Origin of the sequence: Pseudomonas sp. TREG-RG-20F-10-E-6-01, assembly GCF_022662455.1 — a bacterium.
Classification (GTDB): domain Bacteria; phylum Pseudomonadota; class Gammaproteobacteria; order Pseudomonadales; family Pseudomonadaceae; genus Aquipseudomonas.
The window spans coordinates 1,130,174-1,143,935 of the sequence record NZ_JAKNQP010000001.1; the positions used below are offsets into that span (position 1 = coordinate 1,130,174).

Sequence of the window (13,762 nt, forward strand, 5' to 3'; positions counted from 1 at the left end):
GCGCGTGTGGCTCTTTGACGCAGGCCGGGCAGATGACCGTTCGTCGGCACCGGGCCACTTGTAGCGAATGTGTAAACCCGAAGAACCCGATAGCACCGTCTACAGTCTTACCGAACACGGTTATACCAACACGACCATCCCAAGGAGCTTCCATGTCTCGTTTCACTCGCAGTGCAGCTGTCCTCACTCTCAGCGCCAGCGCCCTGGCCAGCCTGCCGGCCATGGCCGCCGATGAACTGCATTACAACCAGATCTCCCTGCGTGCCGAAGTCAGCCAGGAAGTGGCTCGCGACAAGATGATCGTCACACTTTATACCGAGTCACAAAACACCGACCCGGCCAAGCTCGCCGCCGAAATCACCACCACCCTGAACAAGGCCCTGGGCGAAGCGCGCGAAGTCAAAGGCGTGACCCTGCGCCAGGGCAGCCGCAACAGCTACCCGATCTACGACAACAAGAACCAGAAGATCACCGGCTGGCGCGAGCGTGCCGAACTGCGCCTGGAAAGCGCGGATTTCCCGGCGCTGTCCAAGCTCACCGGCGATCTGCTGAACACCCTGAAAATGGAAAACATGGACTTCGCCATCGCCGACGCCACGCGCAAGTCCAGCGAAGATGCCCTGCTCAAAGACGCGGTCGCCGCCTTCAAGGCGCGCGCGCAGTTGGCCACCGATGCGCTGGGCGGCAAGGGCTACAAGATCGTCAACCTGAACTTCAACACCAACGGCTACCCGATGCCTTACGCGCGCGGCGCCGGCATGATGATGAAAGCGGCGATGGCGGATTCGGCACCGACGCCTGAAGTAGAAGCGGGTACCAGCCAGGTCAACATGAGCGCCGACGGCGTGATCGAAGTACAGATGCAGTGACCTCTACCTGACAAACCTGAACGGCGGTAACCTCGGTTGCCGCCGTTTTCGTTTGGGCGGCTGTATAGGCCTGCCACTTCAGGAGTTTCCATGGAAAGAACCGCTTTCAAACCGCTAATCCTGGCTGCAAGCCTGCTGGCGTTTATGCCGATGGCCCAGGCGGCCAGCACCCTGGTCTACTGCTCCGAAGCCAGCCCTGCCGGCTTCGACCCCAGTCAGTACACCAGCGGCACCGATTTTGATGCCTCCGCCGAAACTGTGTTCAACCGCTTGACCCAGTTCAAGCGTGGCGGCACCGAAGTCGAACCCGGCCTGGCCACGAGCTGGGATGTATCCAATGACGGCCTGAGCTACACCTTCCATCTGCGCGATGGCGTCAAGTTCCATACCACCGACTACTTCACCCCTACCCGCGACTTCAACGCGGATGACGTGCTGTTTACCTTCAACCGCCTGCTGGATGCCGACAGCCCATTTCGCAAGGCTTACCCGTCCGAGTCGCCGTACTTCACCGACATGGGGTTGAACACCACGATCAAAAACGTCGAAAAACTCGACGAGCACACCGTGCGTTTCAACCTGAATAATGTCGATGCCTCGTTCGTGCAAAACCTGGCCATGAGTTTTGCCTCGGTGCAATCGGCCGAATACGCCGCCCAGCTGTTGAAAGAGGGCAAGGCTGAAGACATCAACCAGAAACCCGTCGGCACCGGGCCGTTTGTGTTCAAGCGCTACCAGAAAGACTCGCAGATCCGTTACGTCGCCAATAAACAGTATTGGAAACCCGAGGATGTGAAGCTCGACAACCTGGTGTTTGCCATCACTCCGGACGCCGCTTCGCGCTTGCAGAAGCTCAAGGCCGGCGAATGCCAGGTCAGCGGTTACCCACGCCCGGCCGATATCGAGGTGATGAAACAGGAACCAAACCTGCGCGTGCTGCAACAAGCCGGTTTCAACCTGGGCTTTCTTGCTTACAACGTGACTCACCCGCCGCTCGACCAACTCAAAGTGCGTCAGGCCCTGGATATGGCCATCGACAAGCCGGCAATCATCAAGGCTGTGTACCAGAGCGCCGGGCAATTGGCGCAGAACGCATTGCCACCTGCCCAGTGGTCTTATGACCCCACCATCAAGGACGCGCCCTACGACCCGACCAAGGCGCGGGCGCTACTAAAAGAAGCAGGGGTTGCACCAGGTACCACCATCAATCTTTGGGCGATGACCGTGCAGCGCGCCTCCAATCCCAACGCGCGAATGTCGGCGCAGATGATTCAGCAGGATTGGGAAAAGGTGGGTATCAAAGCCAACATAGTCAGCTACGAATGGGGCGAATACATCAAACGCGCCAAAAATGGCGAACATGACGCGATGATTTACGGCTGGACCGGCGACAACGGCGACCCGGATAACTGGCTCGGCGTGCTCTACAGTTGTGCCGCGGTCAAAGGCAGCAACTACGCCAAATGGTGTAACCCGACCTACGACAAGCTGGTGCAGCAAGCCAAAGTCAGCAGTGACCGCGACCAGCGCATCAAGTGGTATCAGCAGGCACAAAAAATCCTTAAGGAACAAGTACCTATAACGCCTATCGCAAACTCGACGGTTTTCCAGCCTATTCGAAAAGAAGTGCAGGACTTCAAGATCAGTCCTTTTGGCCTGACGCCGTTTTATGGTGTCAGTCTAGATAAGTAACAGCTGCGCCCCAACCGAGTGCGCCAGACGCCTCGGTTGGGCTTTTTTGGTGCGTCAAATGCACCGAAAAAACCCTCTATATATATGCATTTATGTACAAACTTTCATAAATGCGACATTCCTGTACGTTCGTACCACTGTTTGGCCTCCACGACGGTTCAGCATCTTGCAATGGGTATGGCCCCTGCATAAGTATCCGCAGGCCGACTCACGAGGTCGCCCTCAACACCAAAAATGACAACAAATCATGAGGCCAACATGCTTAAACACGCAGTCCTTCCGCTTTTAGTTAGCGCTGGCCTTATGGCCGCAGCCCCTTTCGCCCAAGCGGCGACTAACCTGGTGTTCTGCTCCGAAGGGAGCCCGGCCGGTTTTGACCCAGGCCAGTACACCACCGGAACAGACTTCGATGCCTCGGCCGAAACCGTGTTCAACCGCCTGAGCCAATTTGAACGTGGCGGCACCGCCGTTGTTCCAGGCCTGGCCACCAGTTGGGACGTTTCCCCGGATGGCCTGACGTATACCTTCCACCTTCGTGAAGGCGTCAAGTTCCACACCACCCCGTATTTCAAGCCGACTCGTGAATTCAATGCCGATGACGTGCTGTTCACGTTCAATCGCATGATCAACAAGGACGATCCGTTCCGTAAAGCCTATCCAACCGAGTTCCCGTACTTCTCGGACATGGAGATGGACAAGAACATCAAGAACATCGAAAAAGTTGATGACCATACCGTCAAGTTCACCCTTGGCACCGTGGACGCGGCTTTCATCCAGAACCTGGCAATGAGTTTCGCGTCGATCCAGTCGGCCGAATACGCTGCCCAGCTGTTGAAGGAAGGCAAAGCCAGCGACATCAACCAGAAGCCAATCGGCACCGGGCCGTTCGTCTTCAAGAGCTACCAGAAAGACTCCAACATCCGCTTTACCGGCAACAAGGACTACTGGAAGCCTGAAGACGTCAAGGTTGATAACCTGATCTTCTCGATCTCCACTGACGCCTCGGTACGCATTCAAAAACTCAAGAAGAACGAGTGCCAGATCACGGCCTATCCTCGCCCAGCGGACATCAAGCCACTGGAAGCGGACAAGGACATGAAGATGCCGCACCAGGCGGGCTTCAACCTGGGTTATATCGCTTACAACGTCATGCCTGTGCTTAAGGGCCAGACCACGCCAAACCCATTGGCAGACCTGCGGGTTCGCCAGGCGCTGGACATGTCGGTCAACAAGCAGCAGATCATCGACTCCGTGTATCAGGGCGCAGGCCAACTGGCCGTCAACGCCATGCCGCCGACCCAATGGTCGTATGACACCACCATCAAAGACGCCAAGTACGACCCGGCCAAAGCCAAGGAACTGCTCAAGGAAGCCGGTATCAAGGAAGGCACCGAGATCACCTTGTGGGCCATGCCGGTTCAGCGTCCGTACAACCCGAACGCCAAGCTGATGGCTGAGATGCTGCAGAGCGACTGGAAACAGATCGGTCTGAAGGTCAATATCGTCAGCTACGAATGGGGCGAGTACATCAAGCGCTCCAAAGGCGGCGAGAACCAGGCGATGATCATCGGCTGGAGCGGTGACAATGGTGACCCGGACAACTGGTTGGGTACCCTCTTTGCCTCCTCGGCCTTGAACGGTAACAACTTCTCCAAGTTCACCAACAAGCAGTACGACGACCTGATCAGTCAGGCCAAGTCGACCACTGATGTGGCCAAGCGCACCGAACTGTACAAGCAGGCGCAACAACTCCTGAAACATGAATTGCCTTACACACCTATCGCGCACTCGACGGTGTATCAACCCATGCGCAACACCGTGCAGGACTTCAAGATCAGCCCGTTTGGCTTGAACTCTTTCTACGGCGTAAGCGTAAGCGGCAAGTAAGGATTAATAACGGCGACGTTTCATAACGTCGCCGTTATTGCATCCGCCTGGACCGTAGGAACCAGACCACCTTTGCGACCGTTACCGTCCTACGGCAACGAACTGCGATAGGTGCGTCTGTTGCCTACAAGGTCAATCCGTTTTGGCGCATTTACTGCGAAGTCCACGGCCCATACCGTCGTACGACAGCAGAGGCACCAATATCGGAAAGGCACCTGCCGTGTGTGGGATCAGTGATGTCTCCCAGGCTTCGAGCCTGGGTGATTGCTCGCTGATGACAACTACAAACAAGGATCGGGATCGTCATGCGCCATACCACTGTTCTATCCGCAATTTTTGGCACCAGCCTGCTGGCTGTGGCCACGATGGGCCAAGCCGCCGACAAGAAGAGCCTGGTGTTCTGCTCTGAAGGCAGCCCGGCCGGGTTTGACACCGCGCAGTACACCACCGCCACCGACAACGATGCGGCCGAGCCGCTGTACAACCGCTTGGTTGAGTTCGAAAAAGGCGCGACCAATGTGGTACCTGGGTTGGCAACCAAGTGGGATATTTCCGAAGACGGCCTGACCTACACCTTTCATTTGCGTGAAGGGGTGAAATTCCACAGCAACAAGGAATTCAAGCCGACGCGCGACTTCAACGCCGACGACGTGCTGTTCACCTTCAACCGCATGCTTGACCCCGACCACCCGTTTCGCAAGGCCTACCCCACCGAGTTTCCATACTTCAACGGGATGAGCCTGAACAAGAACATTGCCAAGGTCGAGAAAACCGACCCGCACACCGTGGTGATGACCTTGAATACGGTTGACGCTGCGTTCGTTCAAAACATCGCCATGAGCTTTGCCTCGATTCTGTCGGCCGAGTACGCCGAGCAGTTGCTCAAGGAAGGCAAGCCCAGCGACATCAACCAGAAGCCGATCGGCACTGGCCCGTTTGTGTTCCAGCGTTATCAGAAAGACTCGCAGATCCGTTACGTGGCTAACAAACAGTACTGGGACCCAAGCCGGGTCAAGCTGGACCAACTGATCTTCGCCATCAACACCGATGCGTCGGTGCGGGTACAGAAGCTCAAGGCCGGCGAATGCCAGATCACGCTGCACCCGCGCCCGGCCGACGTCGACGCCCTCAAGGCCGACCCGAACCTGCAACTGCTGACCAAACCCGGCTTCAACCTGGGTTACATCGCCTACAACGTGCGCCACAAACCCTTCGACCAGCTCGAAGTGCGTCAGGCGCTGGACATGGCGGTGAACAAACAGAGCATCCTCAACGCCGTGTACCAGGGCGCCGGCCAACTGGCGGTCAACGCCATGCCGCCGACCCAGTGGTCCTACGACGACACCATCAAGGACGCTGCCTACAACCCGGAAAAAGCCAAGGAATTGCTCAAGGCCGCCGGCGTCAAGGAAGGCACCGAGATCACCCTGTGGGCGATGCCAGTGCAACGTCCGTACAACCCCAATGCCAAGCTGATGGCCGAGATGCTGCAAAGCGATTGGGCCAAGATCGGCCTCAAGGTCAAGATCGTCAGCTACGAATGGGGCGAGTACATCAAGCGCACCAAGAACGGTGAGCACGACGTCAGCCTGATCGGCTGGACCGGCGACAACGGTGACCCGGACAACTGGCTGGGCACTCTTTACAGCTGCGACGCTATCGGCGGGAACAACTACTCCATGTGGTGTGACCCGGCGTACGACAAGCTGATCAAGCAAGCCAAGGTCGTCACCGACCGCGAACAAAGGACTGTTCTGTACAAACAGGCGCAGCAACTGCTTAAAGCACAGGTGCCGATCACGCCCGTCGCCCACTCGACGGTCAACCAGCCGTTAAGCGCCAAAGTCGAAGGTTTCAAAGTCAGCCCCTTCGGCCGCAACGTGTTCTCGGGCGTCAGTATCAACCCATAAAAAAATAACCGGATTGCAGGGAGCGATGTTGGCTCCCTGGCAAACGTGCAGCCTTTTGTTGCGAAATTTCCTACAGCAAACGTTTGCAAAGGCTTGAACGAGTTACACACCCAATAGCCGGTTCACCTAAAAAGACCGGCATTAAAAAGAGAACCAAAGGAGCTTCACCCATGAAACTGAGCAGCAAAGCGCTTCTGGCCCTGGCCATCAGCAGCATCACGGCAACCGCCTTCGCTGAAACCCAAAGCCAGGACTTCGTCCCTACCACATTGGCCGGCACCAGCGCCCAAAGCGAGGCCAAAGGCTTTATCGACGGTCAAAGCCTGGGCGGTACCACCCGTAACTGGTTCTCCAACGAGCAGCGTTTCCGTGGTAGCAAGTTCACTTACCAGAAGCACGGCGAGGCTCGCACCGACGCCTACCGTACCAACTGGCTGCAAGGCACCATCCTTAACTACTCCTCGGGCTTCACCCAAGGCACTGTTGGGGTAGCAACCGAAGTAGCGGGTTACAACGTCATCGCGCTCGACCAGAGCAAGCGTGACATCAAGGGCGGTTCCAACCGTACCCTGGCCGACTCCGACGGCGACGCAGTAGGCCAGTGGAGCAAACTGGGCCTGGCCAACGTCAAGTTCCGTGTGTCCAACACCACCTTGACCGCCGGTCGCCAGAACTTCAGCAGCGGCATCGTCGACACCATCGGCAACCGTGCACTGCCGTCGAGCTTTGAAGGTTTTGCCCTCAACAGCGAAGAGTTCAGCAACCTGTCGTTCCAGGGCGCTTACTTCGACCGCGTGTCGCCACGTACCGAGCAGAGCCTGTCGAAATTCCGCAGCGAATACGGCAATGGCCAGGAAGCGGATCACGTCTACACCGCGGGCGTGAACTACCAGCCGTTCAAGAGCCTGAAAACCAGCTTCTTCGGCGCTCAAGTCAAAGACTTCTGGAACCAGTACTACTTCGGCGCAACCCATGAACTGGGTGACAGCCAGCAACTGAGCCTGACCACCGGCCTGAACTACTACAAAACCGTCGACGAAGGCAAAAAGTTGATGGGCAAGATCGACAACGACACTTACTCGCTGTCGCTCGGCCTGACTCACCAGGCTCACAGCCTGACCTTCTCGTACCAGGAAGTGAACGGTAACGAGTACTTCGACTACCTGCACGAAACCAACGGCATCTACCTGGCCAACTCCCTGACGTCCGACTTCAACGGTCCGAACGAGAAATCGTTCCAGATCGCTTACGGCATCAACATGGCCGAATACGGCGTGCCAGGCCTGAAGTTCAACATCTACTCGGCTCGCGGCTGGGGCATCGACGGCACTCACTACACCGGCGACGGCGGCCGTGCCGGCTTTGCTTACAACGGTATCCAGACCCAGGACGGCGAGAAACACCAGGAATACGGCGTGGGTACTTCCTACGCGATTCAAAGCGGCGCACTCAAGGCCACCACCATTCGTGGTACCTACGTGACTCACCGTGCCAGCGCCAACCAGGCTGACGGCAACCTGCGTGAGTTCCGCCTGGTCACCACCATCCCGTTCAACATTCTTTAATTAGCGCCAGGTAGACGGCGGGCTCAGGACGAGCCCGCCGTCTACGCTTGTCTGGTTCACTCGATTGCAGAGGGCTCTGAATGAAAATGCTCCCGTTACAAGCTGCCATTGCCGCTGCGCTATTGAGCGTTGCGATCGGCGTTTCGGCCAAACCGTTGGTGGTCTGCACCGAAGCCAGCCCGGAAGGTTTTGACCCGGTCCTGTACACCACCGCCGTCACCGCTGACGCCGCGGCAGAAACCATGTTCAACCGCCTGGTGGACTTCAAGCCCGGCACCACCGAAGTCGTGCCTGCACTGGCCAAAGACCTGCCGGAAATCAGCGCCGATGGCCTGACCTACACGTTCCACCTGCGTGACGACATCAAGTTCCACACCACCGATTACTTCAAACCCACGCGCAACATGAATGCCGACGACGTGCTTTGGAGCTTCCAGCGCCAGCTGGACCCGAATCACCCGTGGCACAACAAGTCCAACGTGGGCTACCCGTACTTTGAAAGCATGGGTTTTAAGGAACTGCTCAAGAGCGTAGAGAAGACCGACGACCACACCGTGGTCTTCACCCTGACCCGTCCTGAAGCACCGTTCCTGTCCGATCTGGCCATGGCGTTTTCCTCGATTCACTCCGCCGAATACGCCGACCAGTTGCTCAAGTCCGGCAAGACCGATGACCTGAACGCCAAGCCCATCGGCACCGGCCCGTTCATCTTCAACCGTTACGCCAAAGACGCCCAGGTGCGCTTCAAGGCCAACCCGGACTACTTCCGTGGCAAGCCGCCGGCTGACCCGTTGATCCTGGCCATCACTACCGACAGCAACGTGCGCCTGCAAAAGCTCAAGGCCAACGAATGCCAGATCGCGCTGTATCCCAAGCCCGATGATGTGCCGAGCGCCAAGGCTGATCCCAACCTGAAAGTCGCGGAACTGGCGGCGATGACCACCAGCTACACCGCCTTAAACACCACCCACAAGTACATGAGCGACGCGCGCGTGCGCCACGCGATCAACATCGCGTTCGACAAAAAAGGCTACAACGAGTCCCTGTACGGCAAAGGCAACGCCATCGATGCCACCGGCCCGTACCCGCCAACCCTGCTGGGCTTTAGCGACAAGCTGAAAAACCCACCGCGTGACCTGGACAAGGCCCGCGCCCTGCTCAAGGAAGCCGGCGTACCGGAAGGCACCGAGTTCACCCTGTTCACCCGTAACGGCGGCGGCCCGACCAATCCCAACCCGATGCTCGGCGCCCAGCGCATGCAGGCGGATCTGGCGCAGATCGGCTTGAAAGTGAACATCAAGGTCATGGAATGGGGCGAAATGCTCAAGCGTGCCAAAAACGGTGAGCACGACATGGTGTCCGCCGGTTGGGCGGGGGATAACGGGGACCCGGATAACTTCCTCACACCAAACCTGAGTTGCGATGCAGCCAAAAACGGCGAAAACTACGCCCGCTGGTGTAACAAAGAGTTTCAAGACTTGATCGACAAGGCACGCGCTATCGCTGAACCGGCCCAGCGCGCTGCACTCTATGAACAAGCACTGGACGTTTTCGAGAAGGACCAACCATGGATTCCCATGGCTTACCCGAAAATGTTCACCGCCATGCGCAAAAACGTCGAGGGTTATACCCAAAGCCCTCTGACGACCAATAACTTCGCCACCACCCAGGTGAAGTAATAAGAGAAGACGCTCGGCACCGTCGCCATTGACGGTGCCGAACCTGCCTAACCGGCTGATTGAGGTACACAACAAGATGTTTAGTTTTATTGCCCGCCGATTGGGGTTATTGATCCCCACGTTTTTCGGCATCACGTTGCTGACGTTTGCGTTGATTCGCATGATCCCCGGCGACCCTGTCGAAGTCATGATGGGCGAACGACGAGTCGACCCCGAGATGCACGCACAGGCAATGGAACGCCTCGGCCTTAACAAGCCGCTGTACGCGCAATACCTGGACTACGTAGGCAAACTCGCCCACGGCGACCTCGGTGAGTCCCTGCGCACGCGCACCAGCGTGTGGACCGAATTCACCGCCCTCTTCCCTGCGACCCTGGAACTGTCCATGGCCGCCCTGTTGTTCGCCGGTATCCTGGGCCTGTTGGCCGGGGTGATCGCGGCCTTGAAACGAGGATCCCTGTTCGACCATGGGGTGATGGGCATCTCCCTGGCGGGATATTCGATGCCGATCTTCTGGTGGGGCCTGATCCTGATCATGTTCTTCTCGGTAAGCCTGGGCTGGACCCCGGTTTCCGGGCGTATCGACCTGCTTTACGACATCGAGCCGCGCACCGGCTTCATGCTGATCGACACGCTGCTGGCTGACGAGCCCGACGCGTTCTTCGACGCCCTGCACCACTTGATCCTGCCGGCCATCGTGCTCGGCACCATCCCGCTGGCGGTTATCGCGCGGATGACCCGTTCGTCGATGCTCGAAGTCCTGCGCGAAGACTATATCCGTACCGCCAAGGCCAAAGGCCTGTCGCCAGCGCGCGTGGTGTTCGTCCACGGCCTACGTAACGCGCTGATCCCGGTACTCACCGTGGTCGGCCTGCAAGTGGGTACTCTGCTGGCCGGTGCGGTTCTGACCGAAACCATCTTCTCGTGGCCCGGCATCGGCAAATGGCTGATCGAAGCCATTGGCGCACGGGACTATCCCGTGGTGCAAAACGGCATCCTGTTAATCGCCTGCCTGGTGATTCTGGTGAACTTCGTGGTGGATATCCTCTACGGCTTCGCCAACCCACGCATCCGTCACCAGCGCTGAGATCATGACCATGACCACACCTACTTCCGCGGTAGCAGTCGATCAAAGCCTGCTGTACCCGTCCCCGTACAAAGAATTCTGGCAAGCCTTTTCCAAGAACAAAGGCGCCGTCGCCGGCCTGCTGTTCATGTTGCTGGTGGTGTTTTGCGCGATCTTCGCCCCTTGGGTTGCGCCGCATAACCCGAGCGAGCAATACCGTGACTTCCTGCTCACCCCCCCAGCCTGGCTGGAAGGCGGGCAGATGCAGTTCCTGCTCGGCACCGACGAACTGGGCCGTGACCTGCTCTCGCGCCTGATCCAGGGTTCGCGCCTGTCCTTGCTGATCGGCTTGTCGTCGGTCGTGATGTCGCTGATCCCGGGCATCCTGCTGGGTCTGTTCGCCGGGTTCTTCCCGCGCCTGCTTGGCCCAACCATCATGCGGTTGATGGACATCATGCTGGCCCTGCCGTCACTGCTGCTGGCCGTTGCCATTGTCGCGATCCTCGGCCCTGGCCTGATCAACACCGTGATCGCCATTGCGATCGTGTCGCTGCCCTCTTATGTGCGTCTGACCCGTGCTGCGGTGATGGGCGAACTGAACCGCGACTACGTGACGGCCGCCCGCCTCGCCGGCGCCGGCCTGCCACGCCTGATGTTCATCACCGTGCTGCCCAACTGCATGGCGCCGCTGATCGTACAGGCCACCTTGAGCTTCTCTTCGGCGATTCTCGATGCCGCGGCCCTGGGCTTCCTTGGCCTTGGCGTACAACCGCCAACCCCAGAGTGGGGCACCATGCTGGCTTCGGCCCGTGACTACATCGAACGCGCCTGGTGGGTCGTGAGCTTGCCGGGTTTGACCATTTTGCTCAGCGTGCTGGCAATCAACTTGATGGGTGACGGCCTGCGCGATGCGCTGGACCCGAAACTCAAGAACGCCGCCTGAGGAGATTCCCATGTCACTGTTAGAAATCAAGAATCTCAACGTACGCTTCGGCGACACGACCGCCGTGCCGGTAGTCGATGGCCTCGACATTTCCGTCGACAAAGGCGAAGTACTGGCGATCGTTGGCGAGTCGGGCTCGGGTAAATCCGTGACCATGATGGCGCTGATGGGCCTGATCGAGCACCCCGGCATCGTCACCGCCGACGCCCTGAACTTCGATGGCAAGGACATGCTCAAGCTGAGCAACCGTCAGCGCCGCCAAATCGTCGGCAAAGACCTGGCGATGGTGTTCCAGGACCCGATGACCGCGCTGAACCCCAGCTACACCGTGGGTTTCCAGATCGAAGAAGTGCTGCGCCTGCACCTGAAAATGTCCGGCAAGCAAGCGCGCAAACGTGCGATCGAACTGCTCGAAAAAGTGGAAATCCCGGGTGCCGCCAGCCGTATGGATGCCTACCCGCACCAACTGTCCGGCGGTATGAGCCAGCGTGTCGCAATCGCCATGGCGATTGCCGGCGAGCCGAAACTGCTGATCGCTGACGAACCGACCACGGCCTTGGACGTAACCATTCAGGCGCAGATCATGGAGCTGCTGCTGGCCCTGCAGAAAGAGCAGAACATGGGCCTGGTGCTGATCACCCACGACCTGGCCGTGGTGGCCGAAACCGCCCAGCGCGTGTGCGTGATGTACGCCGGCCAAGCCGTGGAAGTCGGCCAGGTGCCGCAACTGTTCGACATCCCGGCGCACCCGTACAGCGAAGCGCTGCTCAAGGCAATCCCCGAGCACAGCCTGGGCGCCACGCGCCTGGCCACGCTGCCGGGCATCGTGCCCGGTCGTTATGACCGCCCGCAGGGTTGCCTGCTGTCGCCACGCTGCCCGTACGTGCAGGAATCCTGCCGTGCCCAGCGGCCTGGCCTTGACCCGAAAACCAACAGCCTCGCGCGCTGCTTCTACCCCTTGAACCAGGAGGTGGCGTAATGGCCGTCGTTCTTACCGCCCGCGACCTGACCCGTCACTACGAAGTCTCCCGTGGCCTGTTCAAGGGCCACGCGCTGGTACGCGCGCTTAATGGTGTGTCGTTTGAACTGGAAGCCGGCAAGACCCTCGCCGTGGTGGGTGAGTCGGGTTGCGGCAAATCCACCCTGGCCCGCGCGCTGACGCTGATTGAAGAGCCGTCGTCGGGCTCGTTGAAAATCGCCGGCCAGGAAGTCGCCGGTGCCGACAAGGCCCAGCGCAAGCAACTGCGCAAAGACGTGCAGATGGTGTTCCAGAGCCCGTATGCCTCGCTGAACCCACGGCAGAAAGTCGGTGATCAACTCGGCGAGCCGCTGTTGATCAACACCAATCTGTCCGCCGCCGAGCGCCGCGAGAAAGTGCAGGCGATGATGAAGCAAGTGGGCCTGCGCCCTGAGCATTATCAGCGCTACCCGCACATGTTTTCCGGTGGTCAGCGCCAGCGTATTGCCCTGGCCCGCGCCATGATGCTGCAACCCAAAGTGCTGGTGGCCGATGAACCGACCTCGGCACTCGACGTGTCGATCCAGGCCCAGGTGCTTAACCTGTTCATGGACCTGCAGCAGGAATTCAACACCGCCTACGTGTTCATTTCCCACAACTTGGCAGTGGTGCAACACGTTGCCGACGACGTGATGGTGATGTACCTCGGCCGCCCGGTGGAAGTGGGCCCCAAGGAAGACATCTACGCCCGCCCGCTGCACCCGTACACCCAGGCGCTGCTGTCGGCCACCCCGACCATCCACCCAGACCCGAACAAGCCGAAGATCAAGATCGTCGGCGAACTGCCCAACCCGCTGAACCCGCCATCGGGCTGCGCGTTCCACAAGCGCTGCCCGTATGCGACAGCGCGTTGCAGCAGCGAGGAGCCGTTGTTGCGGCCGCTGGACAACCGCCAGGTGGCTTGCCACTACGCGGAGCAGTTCGTGGCCTGAGCCTGCTGCAACAAAAAATGCCCTGGCGATAGCGCCAGGGCATGACAGGTGTTCTACAAGCCCTTCCCATCAGGTTGCGCATCAGCCTGTTGGGAGGGGCTTTTTTTTGGCTGATCACCACCCGCTTTTGATGACCAAATCCCTTTCAGTATTCGAAACCAATCTAACTGCCTGTCAGTTCTCACAGTAGCCAGCCACGGC

General features: G+C 58.8%; 10 protein-coding genes. All 10 read left to right on the top strand.

Going from position 1 to position 13,762, the window contains the following annotated elements:
* Window positions 1-152: 152 nt before the first annotated feature.
* The 10 genes from L8K08_RS05340 to L8K08_RS05385 all read left to right on the top strand — a co-directional run bounded on the left by L8K08_RS05340 (window position 153) and on the right by L8K08_RS05385 (window position 13,561).
* Window positions 153-869 carry an SIMPL domain-containing protein gene (locus L8K08_RS05340; RefSeq protein WP_145165237.1) on the top strand — a complete coding sequence of 239 codons (717 nt, stop codon included), beginning with the start codon at window positions 153-155 and terminating at the stop codon, window positions 867-869.
* A 90-nt stretch (window positions 870-959) separates the two neighbouring features.
* Complete coding sequence (locus L8K08_RS05345) at window positions 960-2,561, top strand: ABC transporter substrate-binding protein (protein WP_242194733.1); 1,602 nt, start codon at window positions 960-962, stop codon at window positions 2,559-2,561.
* 258 nt (window positions 2,562-2,819) lie between these two features.
* Entirely contained in the window at window positions 2,820-4,448 is a 1,629-nt protein-coding gene (locus tag L8K08_RS05350; protein ID WP_106578637.1) for an ABC transporter substrate-binding protein, read from the top strand.
* Between the two features lie 305 nt (window positions 4,449-4,753).
* The gene (locus L8K08_RS05355) at window positions 4,754-6,358 is read left to right on the top strand and encodes an ABC transporter substrate-binding protein (protein ID WP_145165241.1); all 1,605 of its coding nucleotides are present in this window, start codon (window positions 4,754-4,756) and stop codon (window positions 6,356-6,358) included.
* Between the two features lie 170 nt (window positions 6,359-6,528).
* Window positions 6,529-7,923 carry an OprD family porin gene (locus L8K08_RS05360; RefSeq protein WP_145165243.1) on the top strand — a complete coding sequence of 465 codons (1,395 nt, stop codon included), beginning with the start codon at window positions 6,529-6,531 and terminating at the stop codon, window positions 7,921-7,923.
* Window positions 7,924-8,003: 80 nt separating this feature from the next.
* Complete coding sequence (locus tag L8K08_RS05365; protein ID WP_145165245.1) at window positions 8,004-9,602, top strand: ABC transporter substrate-binding protein; 1,599 nt, start codon at window positions 8,004-8,006, stop codon at window positions 9,600-9,602.
* A 76-nt stretch (window positions 9,603-9,678) separates the two neighbouring features.
* Window positions 9,679-10,689, top strand: a complete 1,011-nt coding sequence (locus L8K08_RS05370) for an ABC transporter permease subunit (RefSeq protein WP_010565541.1) — start codon at window positions 9,679-9,681, stop codon at window positions 10,687-10,689.
* A gap of 10 nt (window positions 10,690-10,699) precedes the next feature.
* A complete protein-coding gene (locus L8K08_RS05375) occupies window positions 10,700-11,611 on the top strand; it encodes an ABC transporter permease subunit (protein ID WP_145165247.1) in 912 nt (303 codons plus the stop codon).
* Between the two features lie 10 nt (window positions 11,612-11,621).
* On the top strand, window positions 11,622-12,590 hold the full coding sequence (locus tag L8K08_RS05380) for an ABC transporter ATP-binding protein (protein ID WP_242194736.1): 969 nt from the start codon (window positions 11,622-11,624) through the stop codon (window positions 12,588-12,590).
* Window positions 12,590-13,561, top strand: a complete 972-nt coding sequence (locus tag L8K08_RS05385) for a peptide ABC transporter ATP-binding protein (RefSeq protein ID WP_106578631.1) — start codon at window positions 12,590-12,592, stop codon at window positions 13,559-13,561. The genes L8K08_RS05380 and L8K08_RS05385 overlap by 1 nt, the downstream gene beginning before the upstream one ends.
* The last annotated feature ends 201 nt before the right edge of the window (window positions 13,562-13,762 follow it).

Excerpts from the sequence above, each read along its gene's own strand:
- L8K08_RS05340 (WP_145165237.1), top strand. The coding sequence starts at position 153 with ATGTCTCGTTTCACTCGCAGTGCAGCTGTCCTCACTCTCAGCGCCAGC.
- L8K08_RS05345 (WP_242194733.1), top strand. The coding sequence starts at position 960 with ATGGAAAGAACCGCTTTCAAACCGCTAATCCTGGCTGCAAGCCTGCTG.
- L8K08_RS05350 (WP_106578637.1), top strand. The coding sequence starts at position 2,820 with ATGCTTAAACACGCAGTCCTTCCGCTTTTAGTTAGCGCTGGCCTTATG.
- L8K08_RS05355 (WP_145165241.1), top strand. The coding sequence starts at position 4,754 with ATGCGCCATACCACTGTTCTATCCGCAATTTTTGGCACCAGCCTGCTG.
- L8K08_RS05360 (WP_145165243.1), top strand. The coding sequence starts at position 6,529 with ATGAAACTGAGCAGCAAAGCGCTTCTGGCCCTGGCCATCAGCAGCATC.
- L8K08_RS05365 (WP_145165245.1), top strand. The coding sequence starts at position 8,004 with ATGAAAATGCTCCCGTTACAAGCTGCCATTGCCGCTGCGCTATTGAGC.
- L8K08_RS05370 (WP_010565541.1), top strand. The coding sequence starts at position 9,679 with ATGTTTAGTTTTATTGCCCGCCGATTGGGGTTATTGATCCCCACGTTT.
- L8K08_RS05375 (WP_145165247.1), top strand. The coding sequence starts at position 10,700 with ATGACCACACCTACTTCCGCGGTAGCAGTCGATCAAAGCCTGCTGTAC.
- L8K08_RS05380 (WP_242194736.1), top strand. The coding sequence starts at position 11,622 with ATGTCACTGTTAGAAATCAAGAATCTCAACGTACGCTTCGGCGACACG.
- L8K08_RS05385 (WP_106578631.1), top strand. The coding sequence starts at position 12,590 with ATGGCCGTCGTTCTTACCGCCCGCGACCTGACCCGTCACTACGAAGTC.